Genomic DNA, 14,331 nt, shown 5'->3' with positions numbered 1-14,331 from the left:
CAAGCGTCCTACAGCTCGCATCAGTTGCCCCTCCTCGGCGCGGACGCGGAGTGCGCCACGATCCAGTGCGTGTACGCGGCGGCGGTTGCGTTCCGCGACCGCTGGACGTCGCCGCCCTCGGCGGCGGTCCTCCTGGCCGCTTCGAACGCGGCGCACTCGTCGCAGCCGGTCTGGTACGGGCGCAGCCCGGCGGCTTGACGCTCCTCCCGCGTCGCCAGACGCAGGACGCCGGGCGGTACGCCCCAAGTGTCACCGCGGCTCAACGCACGCACCCGTACGAGGTCATCGACGGCGTCCACGACCTGTACGAGGTCTCCGTCGCGCACGTCCACTACATAGCTACCTGCTCGGTATGTCACTGCCACACCCCCTTGCGCCTGTCCTCTACGGACACCTTGGAGCCAGGAGAAATCCCAGTGCAAATTTTCAACTCACAGTTCCTACTAAAGGGTTAATCGGCATACCCAGGCTGACGGTTGCCGTAGAGTCGAGCCCCGAAAGTGAGGGAGGTGATCACTTGACGGACCCCGCACCCACCCTGATGCGCCGACGCTTTGGAGCCGAGCTACGGACGATGCGGATTCGGGCGGGCCTGAGTCTCGTGAAAGCCGCCAAGCTGCTCGGCGTGACGGGCGCACCAACCCTGAGCAAGATCGAAAATGGCAAGCTGCGCGCCGACCTCGACAGGTTCCTCCGCGTGTACGGCATCGAGGACGAGGTACGCATCGCCGAGGTCCGGAGACTCGCCAAGCTCGCGGAAGCGGGCCGCCGGAGAGGCTTGTTCGCCCAGTACGGTGATGTCATCTCCGACTCGTTCGCCGATGTCATCGAGCTCGAAGAGCTGGCGAGCCAGGCCGACACCTACGCGCCACTGGTCGTTCCCGACCTGCTCCAGACGATGGACTATGCCTGCGCGGTCATCGAAGGCAGCCGCGCCTGGAGCACCGCCCGCCAGGCGAGGACCTTCGCCGAACTACGCATGAGGCGCCAACGCGCGTTACTTGAGCGGACATTCGAGGCCAGGACCATGCCACCCCTCATGATGCGCTGCGTACTCGACGAGGCATGCCTGAGGCGTTGGACAGGGGAGCCGAGAGTTCTGCAAGAGCAGCTCAAGCGCCTGCTGGACGCATCCGAGATGCCGAACGTCGAGGTGCGGGTCATGCCGTTCGCCGTCGGGATGCACACCGGAACCGACGGGGCGTACACGTTCTTCCATTTCGACGAAGGAGAGCCGGTCGTCGTGATCGAGACGATGACCACGCCCTTCTACCTGGAGGAGGACACCCACGTCGTACGTTACGAGTCGGCGTTCAACCACCTGCGCGAGCAGGCCCTCGGCGCGACCGACTCCCGCGACTTCATCAACAGGCTGCTCAAGGAGCAGGATTGACGCGCGGAAGCGCGAGGTCCGTGCACCCGTGCCGCTTGACGGCATCGCGCGCGAACGCCGTCAACATCTCGCGCTGCGCACGGCGTTCATCCTGATCCGATGCGTTCTCACCCCGCGCGGACGTCAAGGTGAAGCGGGCCTTCCCGAAGAAGGCCCGGCACCCGGCGGTGGCCCATGAGTCGCCGGTCTTCCCGTCGGTCCCCGAGGGCGACGTGAGCTTCTGTTCCCCGGGCGGATCGGCGCCGAGGTCGCGCGCATACGGCCCGTAGTAGGCGCCGAGGTGATAGAGGCGCTTGCCGTGCCCGTCGGTGATGAAGCAGTCCTCGATGGGTCCGTCATCGGCAGCCGTCTCCAGCACCGCGCGTCCGCTACCGGAACCGGTCCCACGGAGGGCGCGGCAGGTCCCTTGGGCCCGGTCCAGAGGTACAGCGTCATCACCGCCCAAGGGCGGTGGGGCGAGCGTCTGTAGCGACGTTCCCGGCACGGCCTCGCATTCCAGCTTTCCGGCCGCGCGTTCGGCGGTGCCGGTGACCAGGCGGGCCAGGGTCCCCACCGTCTTCGGGTCACGGAATGGCGCATCCTTGCCGAGGGACGCCGCACTGGCGCTGACGAGCAGACTCTTGGCGATACCGCGGCAGGGCAGCAGGACCGCGGCATCCGCGGTGGGTCCGCCGGCGACCACCGTGCCCGACCAACCGTGCCCGATGGGAACGGCATTGACGGCGTCCTGCGACGAGCCTGACCGGCCCAGCCGGGACAAGGCACCCTGCGCCTCGTCCGCCCACCCGATGTTCAACTCGACGACGCCGGAGGCACCACCGCGCGCCTGCACCACGCACCGGTCCACCCAGCCCGCACCACGCGCCGCGTCCGTGCGCTGTCCGGCGTGCAGCCGGTCCGAGCCCAGGAGCGCGGCGAGGTCGCTCTTCGACAGGGCTCCCTGGCAGGCGTCCGCCAGGGATCGACCGTCCTCCCGGCTCTCGGACCCACCGAAGGCGAAGAAGGAACCGGCGGCCACGGCCAGGGTGATCACGGGAATACCGATGGCCAGGAGAAGCCGCTGGCGCGGACGCGGGCGCCGGCCCGTGGCAGGGGTGTCGGTCGGTGGCGTACTCATGGTGGAACGATTCTGTCCTTCCGGTGGGGGCATCAGCTGTTTCCGAGGAGGTGCCTGCCCCAGTTGTTGCCGCGGTCGTAGCCGTTCACGATGTCTCCGGTAAGGCCCTCCACCAGGTTCTTGTCCTTGATGCCGCGGCCCTCGGCCCACCCGTCGACCATGCGGGCCATCTGGTTGTTGGCCTTCAGGTACTCGTCCGTGATCTTGGCGGCCGCCTCGGTGTCGGCCGCGGCCTTGTTCTCGTTCGCCCAGGCGAAGGTCCAGGTGTCGACGCCACGCTGCAGCCAGTCACCGCCGGGCAGGTAGTTCACCCCGCCACCGATGATGTGGTAGGCGACCTTCGCCTTCCAGTCGGCGTCGGTGTACGCGGACGCCTTGTCGTCGTTGATGACATCCTCGCGGATCGCGCTGTAGGCGCCGAGGACCGCACCGGACTTGTCGAGCGGGTTGCTTCGTTCGTAGCCCTCGGCGCCCTTGGGCAGTCTGCCGAGCTCCTCGCTGATGTACTGCGACTCGGCCTTGTGCAGGGTGGCGTAGGCCTCCGGACTGTCCGAGAGCCCCCGCATGACCTGCATGAGCTTGTCCGCGGGGACCGACATGCGGGTCTTGCCGTCCTCCGTCCAGGCGCCGTCGCCGCCGGCGTGCTTGATGTAGTCACCGCTGATGCCGCCCAGGATCTGGTGGGTGTCGCTGGAGTACTCGGCCAGCGCGTTGGCGACGGGACGCTGGAGGTTCGTGTGGATGGAGCCGGCGTCGAGACTGCCGACAATCCCGTGCATGACGCGGGCCTGCGCCTCGTTGTGGGCGGCCGTGGGGTTCGGGTGCTGGTCCGGCCTCAGCGGCTGGTGGCCGGTGGCGGCGGCTTCCAGGGCGGCGCCCAGCCCCTCACGGCCAGTGAAGCCGGCGAGGACCTTGTCGTCGTGCACCCCGGCGGGCCCGACATAGGTCGTCTTGGGCCAGTCGCGGTCCGTGAGCAGATAGGCGAGGCGCTCGTTCTTGCCGTCCGAACCGGGGTCGAAGAACGCGGTGGAGGCGTCGGGCTGCTTGCTCATGATGCCGAGCAGACTGTCCAGGGCATCGTTGTCGATGCCGCTGTGGCCGCCTCCCCACTTGGTGAGGAAACCGGGGTTCTTCTTCTCCGCGGCAATGATGTCGTCCGCCGTGTCGTGGAGGAACTGCGTGCCGTAGTTGCCCCCGTGCTTCATCAGGTCGACGAACAGCTGGTAGCCACGCAGCGGGTTGGTCTTACTGCCGTAGTTGTCGTCACCGGCCTGGCGCAGGCTCTCACGCCAAGAGCTGTAGAACGAGGTCTTCGGGTTGCGCGTGGCGGTGGAAATGATGGCGGCAAGGCCGTTGCGGACGTCCTCGTACGCGGCCTTGTTCTTGTCGTCACCGATGAGTTCGCGGAGCTGCTGGTTGAACTCGATGCTGCCTTTCGGGCCGCCCACGCCGTCGAGGAAGGTCTGGGTGAACGCCTCGTCGCCCTGGTTGTCGCGGAAGAGCCTTCGCAACTCCGCCAGTTCGGAGGTGCTGAGTTCGTCATCGGATCCGAGCTTGGTCCTGAGCTCGGTGGCCCGCTCAGCCTCGTACTTCTCGATGTCGCCCTTGGCGTTCGCGTTGAAGTCGTGTCCGCCCCTGAGCCAGTCGTCCATGGGGCGAATATCCGCGGCCGCGCGCAGCGCGAGCTTGACCCCCTGGTCGGCGTCGTCGACATGCTGGACAGCCTTCTTGATCGCGTCCGTCCACTTGGTCTCCGCCGCCACGGTCTTGCGACGCCAATTCTCGTAGTCGGGGTCCTTCTTCGCGCCCTCGTCAACCGAATTCCAGTCGTAGGTGACCTTGCCCTGGGAGTCGACGAGAAAATGCTCCTTCGCGGCATCGGCCACCAGGTCCTTGACAGCCTTGACCAGCGTCGTGAACTGCGTATGCGCGTCGCGGAGCAGCGAGGCGACCGCCTTCGCCTGCTTCTGGGCGGCTGCCAGCTGCCCCTGCGTCCCCTTGAACCGCACCGACGCCCCGTCTGCGGCGACACCGAGCCAGCCGCCGTCGTCCGAGACCGTCTGTACCTTGTTCTTGTAGAGAGTTTCCACAGATTGGAATTTTCCGGCCATCTCCTCCCACTTGGCGGCGGCCGTGGTGAGCGAATCCAGCTTGATGGTAACGACATCCTGATACGTCAGCGTCATCTTCCCTCGCTACCCTCAGTTGCCGTTGTGACCGGTCGAAGGCGGCAAGAACCGATGGAGGATGCCGGCAGTCCGAATGTCGTAGTCGCGGAAGCCGGTGCGCGCACCCTGGAGTGCGGTCTTATCAGCGCCGAGCCGGCCTTGTAGGGCTTTCACCTGCTTGTCCCACTCGTCCGCCACTTCCTTGAGGCCGGAGCCGGTGGCCCATCCGGTGAACCCGGTCACGGCCGTGGCGGTCGCTTCGTCGGCGTGCGCCCCGGCCCGGTCGATTCCCGGCTGGATGTCCTCTTGAAGTGCTTTGGCCGCCGCCGACTTGCCCGGGTCATTCGTCTTCAGTACGCCCAGGCCCTCTGATCCCCCGCCGGACATGTGACTGTTCCCCCTCCCACGTTGTTGGCAACCCGAATCCTAAGCCAACTCGTGTACCTGACAGCGTTATTGATGCGATACGGTTTTGACTCCCTACTCGCTGAGTACACGTGGACGAGCCGGGCGACCGCGCGGCGCCTGTCGCTGGTCACACAGGAAGTGGTGCGGCTGCGGGCGATGGCCGCGCTCGGTCGGGGCAATCACGGAACCATTGGCAAGCAACCGAGGCATCCGGGGTACCGGAGCGGTCCGTGAACATGCGGTGACGCAAACCTGAGACGGCAAGTACTCGCCGTCCCAGTCAAGGCCCGCCTCGTTCGGGGACGTTGATCAGCAGCGAGGACCGTGCGGTGCCGACCCAGGCGATGGCCGCACTGCACGAGGCGCGGTTGCCGACGCCACCCCATCCCCGAGCGTGGGGTGGGCAAGTGGCCGCGCGACACGACTTCGGCGCCGGACAGCCCACGACGCCGTCCGGTCGCTACCCAGCCCCCGCGGGAGATCCCTACGACTTGATCCATCCCGGGAGCAGCTTCACGCGGGCCACGTTGGCGTTGCAACTGCCCGATTCACACGACAGCTTGATGTCGTGCTTGCCTGCATCGAGCTGAACGTAGTTGAAGGTGTGCGACCAGTTGGTGTCGGGACCCCAGCTCTTCAGGTTCACGGTGCGCTCCTGCTTGCCCCCGTCGATCCAGAGCGAGGCACCCACGTCACCGTTCGGAACGCTGTAATCGACCCACACCGTGTACTTGCCGCCGGACTGGACGGCCACCTTGTTCCACTCGATCGAAGCACCCGGCTTCATCACCACGTACGCCCCGCTGTCCGACGGCGCCCCCTTCACGTCCTTGGACGTGGTCGCGCCGCCGCCCAGGCGGAGCGTCGCGGCGTCGCGGTTCAGGTCGGTGACCGGCTTGCCGGTCGGCTTGTTGTCGTCGCCGTCCTTCTTCTTCTCTTCCTTCTTCTTCTCCTCGGCGCTCGGGGACTTCGAGCCGTCCGCCGTGACGGACGTGCTCTTGTCGTCACCGCTGTCCTGGTTCATGACCATCGCCGTGCCGATGCCGCCCGCGACCACCAGCACCACGGCTATCGCGGCTATGAGCAGGCCGCGCCGCTTCGGGCGCTGGGGGGCCGGCGGGGGGCCCTGGCGGGGGGCGGGGGCGCCGCCGGGGAGGGTCTCCGGCGCCGCGTAGTGGGGCGCCGGCTGGTGCTGTGCGGGGACGCCCGCGCCGTACGTGCCGCCGGGCGGCTGCTGGTTGTACTGGCGGGAGCCGACCGGGCGGACCTGGTTGTACGACGTGCGCGGGACGCCGGGCTGCGGCGTCTGCCCGCCCTGGGTCGCGCCCTCCGAGCGGTAGAGGTAGGCGAACGGGTCGTCCTCCTCCGGCTTGCCCGTGCCGTCGGCGCCGCCGTTGTTACCGGCCGTCATCCCTTGTCACTCCCCACGTGATGTGCCCGTCGGCACCCACGTCGCTGTGCACCGGATCACGCGGCTGTCGAGGCCGGTTCGGCCACCACGGTCCGGGCGGTGCCGTTCGGCGCAGCCTACCTTGGCGCGCCCGGACCCATGCATCCCCGCTTCAGCCCGCACGGCGTCCGGCCCGCGCGCGGGAGCGCTTCTCGACGTACATGCGCTGGTCGGCGGAGCGCAGGACCTCGTCCGCGGACATGCCGCAGCCCGCCCAGCCGATGCCGAAGCTGGCCCCGACGCGGACGGCGCGGCCGTCCACCCGTATCGGGGGGATGATCGCGTTGCGCAGGCGCGCCGCGAGGTCCTCCGCGTCGGCGAGGCCGAGGCCGTCCGCGAGGACGACGAACTCGTCGCCGCCGAGCCGGGCGACCGTGTCGCCGTCGCGGACGCCGCTGGTGAGCCGGCGGGCGACCTCGATCAGGACGGCGTCGCCGGTGTGGTGGCCGAAGCGGTCGTTGATGGACTTGAAGCCGTCGAGGTCGCAGAAGAGGACCGCGAGGCCCTTGCTGCCGTCGTCGCTGTCCTCGTCGAGGGCGACGGTGTGGACGTGGTGGTCGGTGTGGTGGCCGAAGCCGCCGTCCGTGCCGGCGGGGTGGTCGTCGACGAGGGTGTGGGCGCGGTCGGCCGCGTACGCCCCTTCGGCGCCCAGCAGGACCGGCTCGCCGAACGGCCCCCCGAAGGGGCTGCCGACGCCGACGACCTCGGCGAAGCCGTCGAGGCGGCCGAAGGGGCCGGGCACGGCCTCCGCCCGGCCGTCGCCGTCGGGCGGGCGGGAGCACAGCCGGCTGCTGAGCCGGGCGCGCAGCTCGGCGCTGTTGGGCAGGCCGGTGAGGGCGTCGTGGCTGGCGCGGTGGGCGAGCTGGAGCTCGTGCCGCTTGCGGTCCTCGATGTCCTCGACGTGGGTGAGGAGGAAGCGCGGCCCGTCGGCGGCGTCGGCGACGACGGAGTTGCGCAGCGAGACCCAGATGTAGCTGTCGTCGCGCCGGCGCAGCCGCAGCTCGGCCCGGCCGCCCTCGGCGGAGGTGCGCAGCAGGAGGCCGACGTCGTCGGGGTGGACGAGGTCGGCGAAGGAGTAGCGGCGCATCTGGGCGGCGGGACGGCCCAGCAGGCGGCACAGCGCGTCGTTGGCCTTGTGGAGCCGGCCGTGCTGCTCGCCGCCGAGCTCGGCGATGGCCATGCCGCTGGGCGCGTACTCGAAGGCCTGGCGGAAGCTCTCCTCGCTGGCGCGCAGCGCCTGCTGCTCGCGCTCCAGGCGGACGAGGGCGCGCTGCATGTTGGCCCGCAGCCGGGCGTTGCTGATGGCGATGGCGGCCTGGAAGGCGTACATCTGGAGGGCCTCGCGGCCCCAGGCGCCCGGGCGGCGGCCGTTGCGGGGCCGGTCGACGGAGATGACGCCGAGGAGTTCGCCGGTGGCGGAGCCGGCGGTGTACATGGGCGCGAGGAGCCGGTCCATGGGGTGCCACTCGTCGGCGAACGCGGGCGCCGGGCCGGCGGTGCGCCACTGCGGGACGTCGTCCTCGTCGAGCACCCAGCCCTCGGTGTACGGGATGAAGCGCAGCTCCCCCCAGCGCTCCCCCATCGACAGGCGGCGTTCCCAGGACACGCGTGATCCGACGCGGCCGGACAGGAACGCCTCGGCGCTCGCGTCGCCCGCGACGGCGGCCACGACGAGGTCGCCGTCGGGCCGGACCAGATTGACGGCCGCGAGCTCGTACCCGAGCCCGTTCACGACACCCTCGGCGACCGTCTGCAGGGTGTCCGCGAGACTCCGCGCGCTATTCAGCTCCGCCACGGCCTGATGAACCTGCCGCAAGGTCGCCAGACGGACATAGGGCTCCGACTCGGTTTCCATGGTTCGCTCTCCCCCGAGACCTCGACAGCGACTCTCCAGATTTTCTTGTCGTCCGTTTACACGGCCACTGAATCACAGCGAGCTGACAACTCGGTACACAGGGTCAACAAATAGGGCCTTATGTGACTCATGTCACAGGTCACAGCTGCACGGAACGCTTCGGTAAATGCCGCCCATTGACCGTTCACGAAACGCAAATACGGCAGACCCTGTCGCGTTCTGTGAACGCGGCGGGCCGGGCCTAGTCCCCATTACCAGGACCGGCCTGGGACCGCAGCCCGATGCCACGGCCCGCCGGGGACGGCTAGCGTGCGAGGCGTGTTGCAGACGACTTCGCCCGCAGAGGCCCGCATACCGCATCCTGACGGTGTGACCGCCGACGAATTCCGCGCAGCCCTCGCCCGCCTCGCCGCCGGCGTGGTGCTGGTGACGGCGCACGACCCCGAGGAGGGCCCGCGCGGCGAGGACGTGGGGATGACGGCGACGGCGTTCCTGTCGGTCTCCCTGGATCCGCCCCTGGTGATGGTGAGCGTTCGCAACGACTCGCGCATGGAGGACCTGCTCGACCGGCAGCCGATGTGGGCGGTGTCCCTGCTCTCCGAGAGCCAGCGGCACATCGCCGGCCGCTTCGCGATGAAGGGGCGTGTGAGCGACCGCCTGCTCTTCGAGGACATCGCGTGGGAGCGCGGCGCGATCGCGGGGGCGCCGCTGGTGCGGGGGTCGCTGGCGGTGCTGGAGTGCCGTACGGAGCAGCGGGTCTCCGCCGGGGACCACACCCTCTACATCGGCCGCGTCCTGGCCGCGTCCACGCCCAGCCCGGAGGGCTCCCCCCTGATGTACTTCCGGGGCCGCTACCGGCAGTTGTCCTGACGGGGGCCGGCGCGCGCCCTCAGTCCCAGCGGCCCGAGCGGCCCTTCTTCGTGTCGGCACGCCGCTTCTTCTCCCGGAGCCGCCGCTCGTTGATGCCGCGCGGGATCCGCGTCGCCCGCCGCGGCTTCGGCGGCGGGGCCGTCGCCTCCGCCAGCAGGGCCGCCAGCCGCACCGCCGCCGCCTCCCGGTTGCGCCACTGGGAGCGGTGCTCGGAGGCCCGTACGGTCAGGACTCCGCCGGCCAGCCGCCCGGCCAGCCGCTCCAGCGCGCGCTCCTTCCACACGGCGGGCAGCGCCTCCGTCGCGGCCAGGTCGAAGCGCAGCTCCACCTGGCTGTCGCTGGTGTTGACGTGCTGGCCGCCCGGGCCGGAGGAGCGCGAGAAGCGCCACACCAGCTCCGCCTCGGGCAGGGCGACGGCACCGCGGATGACGTGGGGACGACCGGACATGAGTCCATCGTCGCCCGCCGGTGATGCCCCTGTCACCTGGGTTTGTCCCCCTCCGTCGCCGACCGGCCATCAGAAACCGGTAAAGAAAGTAAAGGAGGACGGAACCCCACCGCCCCCCGTCCGCGTTTACCGGGGTGAGCGCACGCGCCCGCGAGCCCGGCGCGAGCCCGACCAGAAAGGGACCACCCCATGCCTGTAAGCCTGTCCAAGGGCGGCAACGTCTCCCTCACCAAGGAGGCCCCGGGCCTGTCGGCCGTCACCGTCGGCCTCGGCTGGGACGTCCGCACCACCACGGGCACGGACTTCGACCTCGACGCGAGCGCCATAGCGGTGAACCCCGCCGGCAAGGTCTACTCGGACGCGCACTTCGTCTTCTTCAACAACAAGCAGACGCCGGACGGCTCCATCGTGCACACCGGCGACAACACCACCGGCCAGGGCGACGGCGACGACGAGCAGATCAACGTCAACCTCGCCGCCCTGCCGGCCGACGTGGACAAGATCGTCTTCCCGGTCTCCATCTACGACGCCACCGCGCGCTCGCAGAACTTCGGCCAGGTGCGCAACGCCTACATCCGCATCGTCAACCAGTCCGGCGGCGCGGAGATCGCCCGTTACGACCTGAGCGAGGACGCGGCCACCGAGACCGCCATGGTCTTCGGCGAGCTCTACCGGCACGGCGCCGAGTGGAAGTTCCGCGCGGTGGGCCAGGGTTACGCCTCCGGCCTGGTCGGCATCGCGCAGGACTTCGGCGTCAACGTCTGACAAACGGACGCCGCGCCACGAGGGCCGCTTTCCCGTCCGGCGGGGAAGCGGCCCTCCGCACCCCCGCCATCGAAATACACCCGAAAATGCAAGCGGACGACCGGAGTTGGCCGCCTGATATGTCAGGTGCCGGACCCGTACCGTCCCGTTCGGATGAAGCGCCGCCGTTTCCGGGACCCGGCCCCCCGGTGCGGACCATCATCGGCCCCGATGACGGACAGCGATAACCCCCAGGAACCGGGGCCGGATTCCGATTCCGGATCCGCCGGGGATTCCGGCCCGGACCCCTTTCCGGAGCGCCCGGTCTGCCATTGGTGCCAGGGCTCCGGATTCGTTCCCCGGGTGCTGGCCCGCCACCCCGGCCCCGACCCGTTCCGCGGCCCGGCCGAGACCGTCCACCGCACCGGCCAGTGCAAGCACTGCCGGGGCACCGGTGCGTACGACTCGGCCCTCGACCCCACCATCCCGCCCGAGGAGCGCACACCCCCGGGCGGACGGCCATGAGGACCGGACGGCCGCCGCGCCCCGCCGGACGGCCGCCGCCCCCTCGCACTGGCCAAACAGGACAAATGCGGTGATCCTGGAATGGTCAGCACTCGCAAGGAGGACTCCATGTCCATGCTCGACAAGCTCAAGAGCCTGCTCAAGGGCCACGAGGACACGGCCAGGCAGGGCGTCGAGAAGGCCGGTGACGCGTTCGACGAGCGGACCGGCAACAAGTACCAGAGCCAGGTCGACGAGGCCCAGCGGAGGATCAACGAGCAGCTCGGCAACCGCCCGCCGGAGGACCGGCCGTAACGGGAACCGCCCCGCTCACCACAGCCTGTCGGTCCCGCCCGGGTACAGCCCGACCCGGCACCCGCGGAACGCGTCCGCGTCCCGCCGCGCCCGCGCCGTGAAGAATCCGGCCATGGTGGCCTTGTCGAACCCCGGCCCGTCGCTGGGGAAGGGATCCTCCGGTGTCCCGCCGACGAGGACGGTGCCCTCCAGCTCCTCCCACCCGGCGCCCGCGTAGAAGCCCACTAGAGGCCGGTCACAGGTAAAGAGCCCCAGGTCAACGCCTTGCCCGGCGATCCGTTCACGGGCGGCGGCCACCAGCCGCCGCCCGTTTCCGCTGCCCCGGCGCGCCGGGTCGGTGACCACCGCGCTCAGCCCCGCCGCCCGGTAGAGCCGGCCCGCGTGGGCGACATCCTTGAAGAGGATGTCCAGCGCCGCGACCACCTCGTCGTCCGGCGATAGCAGCAGCATCACCTCCGGCCGCAGCGCCGGGTCGTGCGGCCCGCCGCCGGGCCACTCGCGCTCGCGCAACACCCCGGCCGCGTCCGCCAGTTGCTCCGGTACGTCGGCCTCCGCGTACGCCCTGACCCGCATGGATCCCCCGTTCCCCGGCCCGTTCCACCGGCCGGCGGGGCGGGGGATCCGGCCTGCCCACCGGGTTGTCCCATCAGCCTCACCGGCCACTTCAGCCTCAACTCTTCCGGGTCTAAACCCGATCCGCCAATCCCGACCGGAATTGGTCGTTCTGAGATAACGACAGATCACATCCTTGTTGCGCCCCTGTCAAAAGCGCTCAAGGGGTGGCACGCTCTCCTCACATTCGCTCCTGCACCTCTCATGCACCAGCGGGCGGCGCCCACCAGTGCCGCCCGAACCCCCCTCAGAGGAGACAGAGTTGAGACTCGCCGCCACCCCCCGCACCACCGCCCTGCGTGCCGCCGCCCTCGTCGCCTCCGCCGCGATGGTCGTGGTCGGCGTCCAGTCCGGCAGCGCGAGCGCCTCGGGTGACCGTGACAGCGGAGGACTTCCGCTGAGCCTGTCCGCGGACCAGCGCGCCGCCGCCGTCCAGGACGCGCAGAGCGCCGCCGCGACCACGGCCGCGAAGATCGGGCTGGGCAGCAAGGAGAGGCTCGTCGCCCGTGACGTCGTCAAGGACGCCGACGGCACGGTGCACACCCGCTACGAGCGCACCTACGACGGACTCCCCGTCCTGGGCGGCGATTTGATCGTCCACGAGGCCGCGTCGGGGGCCCGCTCGGTCACCAAGGCGACCGAGGCGTCCATAGCCGTGCCGACCACGACGGCCGCCCAGGCCCCGGACGCGGCCAGGAAGTCCGCCCTGACGGCGGCCGCGGCCGAGAAGACCGCCAAGCCGGCCGGCCAGTCCCCGCGCAAGGTCGTCTGGGCCGCCCAGGGCAAGCCGGTCCTCGCGTACGAGACCGTGGTGACCGGCGTCCAGAAGGACGGCACCCCGAGCGAACTCCACGTCATCACCGACGCGTCGAACGGCAAGAAGCTCTTCCAGTACGAGGGCGTCGAGACCGGCAGCGGCACCAGCAGCTACAGCGGCACGGTGCCCCTGGACACCACCAAGTCCGGCTCGCAGTACCAGCTCGCCGACGGCAAGCGCGGCGGGCACAAGACGTACGACCTCAACCAGGGCTCGTCCGGCACCGGTTCGCTGTTCACCAACAAGACCGACACCTGGGGCGGCGGCCGCCAGACCGCCGGCGTCGACGCCCACTACGGGGCGGCCCTCACCTGGGACTTCTACAAGAACACCTTCGGCCGCAACGGCATCCGCAACGACGGCAAGGCCGCCTACTCGCGCGTCCACTACGGCAACGGCTACGTCAACGCCTTCTGGCAGGACTCCTGCTTCTGCATGACCTACGGCGACGGCCAGGGCAACAAGAAGCCGCTCACCGCCATCGACGTCGCCGCGCACGAGATGAGCCACGGCGTCACCGCCGCCACCGCCAAGCTCGTCTACAGCGGCGAGTCCGGCGGCCTCAACGAGGCCACCAGCGACATCTTCGGCACCGCCGTCGAGTTCTACGCCGACAACAAGACCGACGTGGGCGACTACCTCATCGGCGAGAAGATCGACATCTTCGGCAACGGCAAGCCGCTGCGCTACATGGACAAGCCCAGCAAGGACGGGCAGTCCAAGGACAGCTGGTACTCCGGCCTCGGCGGGATCGACGTCCACTACTCGTCCGGCCCGGCCAACCACTTCTTCTACCTGCTCTCCGAGGGCAGCGGGAAGAAGACCATCAACGGCGTCACCTACGACAGCCCGACCGCGAACGGCGTCAAGGTCACCGGCATCGGCCGCGACAAGGCCGTCAAGATCTGGTACAAGGCCCTGACCACGCAGTTCACCTCCAACACCAACTACGCCAAGGCCCGCACCGGCACCCTCGCCGCCGCGGCCTCGCTCTACGGCAACAACAGCGCCGAGTACAAGGCGGTCGCGGACGCCTGGACGGCGATCAACGTCAAGTAGGTCCCGCTCCCTGACCGGGCCGCCCCCGTCCGCGGGGGCGGCCCGGCCGTGACACCATCGACGACGTGATCGACCTCGGCTACTCCCTCTCCCGCCGCTTCCCGGACCCGCCGCAGACGGACTACCGCACCGCCGACGTGCGCGCCCTGCGGCACGACCTGTTCTGCGGGGACGTCTACCTCGCGGACACCGAGGCGGACCGGGAGCTGTCCACAGCCTGGGGATGGGTACCCGTCCTGGACTTCGCCTGGGCCCTGTGCGACATCGTCGAGGAGCTCGACCGCGACCCGCGCGGCTCCCGCTCGGCCACTCCGCAGTACGCGGAGCTGGACTTCACCGAGTCCAGCGACCGCGTCCTCTTCGAGCGCCGCTTCGGCTGGGTGGAGGTCACCGCCGACTGGCAGCCCGCCGACGAGGCCCCGCTCGTCCTCGACCACCGGGCGCTGCGCCGCGAGGCCCGCGACTTCCTGCACGACCTCGTCGCGGACCTCACCGACATGCACGAGGGGCTCGGGGACAACCCGGCCGTGTGGACGGTGCTCAGCCGCTTCCCCCGCGTGTGACGCGGGTG

15 protein-coding genes are annotated in these 14,331 nt (G+C 69.7%); 7 read left to right on the top strand and 8 right to left on the bottom strand.

Annotation, left to right across the window (positions count from 1 at the left end):
* Positions 1-20: 20 nt before the first annotated feature.
* A complete protein-coding gene (locus tag AC230_RS13785) occupies positions 21-326 on the bottom strand; it encodes a hypothetical protein (RefSeq protein WP_198535517.1) in 306 nt (101 codons plus the stop codon).
* 191 nt (positions 327-517) lie between these two features.
* On the opposite strand from AC230_RS13785, the gene AC230_RS13780 reads away from it, so the two are divergent.
* Complete coding sequence (locus tag AC230_RS13780; RefSeq protein ID WP_157868571.1) at positions 518-1,393, top strand: helix-turn-helix domain-containing protein; 876 nt, start codon at positions 518-520, stop codon at positions 1,391-1,393.
* Here the strand turns inward: AC230_RS13780 and AC230_RS13775 are convergent.
* From AC230_RS13775 to cdgB, 5 genes are all read right to left on the bottom strand, one after another.
* Positions 1,377-2,510 (bottom strand): hypothetical protein, encoded by a 1,134-nt coding sequence (locus AC230_RS13775; protein ID WP_049716475.1) that lies wholly within the window; start codon positions 2,508-2,510, stop codon positions 1,377-1,379. The genes AC230_RS13780 and AC230_RS13775 overlap by 17 nt on opposite strands.
* A 32-nt stretch (positions 2,511-2,542) precedes the next feature.
* Positions 2,543-4,696 carry a hypothetical protein gene (locus AC230_RS13770; protein WP_049716474.1) on the bottom strand — a complete coding sequence of 718 codons (2,154 nt, stop codon included), beginning with the start codon at positions 4,694-4,696 and terminating at the stop codon, positions 2,543-2,545.
* 15 nt (positions 4,697-4,711) lie between these two features.
* The gene (locus AC230_RS13765; RefSeq protein ID WP_053161161.1) at positions 4,712-5,065 is read right to left on the bottom strand and encodes a hypothetical protein; all 354 of its coding nucleotides are present in this window, start codon (positions 5,063-5,065) and stop codon (positions 4,712-4,714) included.
* A 505-nt stretch (positions 5,066-5,570) separates the two neighbouring features.
* Positions 5,571-6,497 carry a carbohydrate-binding protein gene (locus AC230_RS13760; RefSeq protein WP_049716473.1) on the bottom strand — a complete coding sequence of 309 codons (927 nt, stop codon included), beginning with the start codon at positions 6,495-6,497 and terminating at the stop codon, positions 5,571-5,573.
* A 151-nt stretch (positions 6,498-6,648) separates the two neighbouring features.
* Complete coding sequence (gene cdgB, locus AC230_RS13755; protein WP_049716472.1) at positions 6,649-8,391, bottom strand: diguanylate cyclase CdgB; 1,743 nt, start codon at positions 8,389-8,391, stop codon at positions 6,649-6,651.
* A gap of 318 nt (positions 8,392-8,709) precedes the next feature.
* Between cdgB and AC230_RS13750 the strand changes: the two genes are divergently transcribed.
* Positions 8,710-9,261: a flavin reductase family protein gene (locus AC230_RS13750; RefSeq protein ID WP_078871225.1), complete on the top strand. Its 552-nt coding sequence runs from the start codon at positions 8,710-8,712 to the stop codon at positions 9,259-9,261.
* 19 nt (positions 9,262-9,280) lie between these two features.
* On the opposite strand, the gene arfB is transcribed toward AC230_RS13750, so the two are convergent.
* Entirely contained in the window at positions 9,281-9,709 is a 429-nt protein-coding gene (gene arfB / locus AC230_RS13745; RefSeq protein ID WP_049716470.1) for an alternative ribosome rescue aminoacyl-tRNA hydrolase ArfB, read from the bottom strand.
* A gap of 189 nt (positions 9,710-9,898) precedes the next feature.
* On the opposite strand from arfB, the gene AC230_RS13740 reads away from it, so the two are divergent.
* From AC230_RS13740 to AC230_RS13730, 3 genes are all read left to right on the top strand, one after another.
* A complete protein-coding gene (locus AC230_RS13740) occupies positions 9,899-10,474 on the top strand; it encodes a TerD family protein (RefSeq protein ID WP_049716469.1) in 576 nt (191 codons plus the stop codon).
* Between the two features lie 342 nt (positions 10,475-10,816).
* Positions 10,817-10,978, top strand: a complete 162-nt coding sequence (locus AC230_RS13735) for a hypothetical protein (RefSeq protein ID WP_198535516.1) — start codon at positions 10,817-10,819, stop codon at positions 10,976-10,978.
* Between the two features lie 108 nt (positions 10,979-11,086).
* A complete protein-coding gene (locus AC230_RS13730; protein WP_049716468.1) occupies positions 11,087-11,272 on the top strand; it encodes an antitoxin in 186 nt (61 codons plus the stop codon).
* Between the two features lie 15 nt (positions 11,273-11,287).
* Here the strand turns inward: AC230_RS13730 and AC230_RS13725 are convergent, their stop codons facing one another.
* Entirely contained in the window at positions 11,288-11,845 is a 558-nt protein-coding gene (locus AC230_RS13725; protein ID WP_049716467.1) for a GNAT family N-acetyltransferase, read from the bottom strand.
* Positions 11,846-12,212: 367 nt separating this feature from the next.
* Here AC230_RS13725 and AC230_RS13720 point away from each other — a divergent pair, with 367 nt between their 5' ends.
* Together AC230_RS13720 and AC230_RS13715 are read left to right on the top strand one after the other, a co-directional pair.
* A complete protein-coding gene (locus tag AC230_RS13720; RefSeq protein ID WP_422125595.1) occupies positions 12,213-13,760 on the top strand; it encodes a M4 family metallopeptidase in 1,548 nt (515 codons plus the stop codon).
* Between the two features lie 65 nt (positions 13,761-13,825).
* Entirely contained in the window at positions 13,826-14,323 is a 498-nt protein-coding gene (locus AC230_RS13715) for a hypothetical protein (protein ID WP_049716465.1), read from the top strand.
* Positions 14,324-14,331 lie beyond the last annotated feature (8 nt).

Origin of the sequence: Streptomyces caatingaensis (assembly GCF_001187435.1) — a bacterium.
In the GTDB taxonomy this organism is placed as follows: domain Bacteria; phylum Actinomycetota; class Actinomycetes; order Streptomycetales; family Streptomycetaceae; genus Streptomyces; species Streptomyces caatingaensis.
Note: the sequence above shows the minus strand (reverse complement) of the source record. Positions and strands in the feature narration are given on the sequence as shown.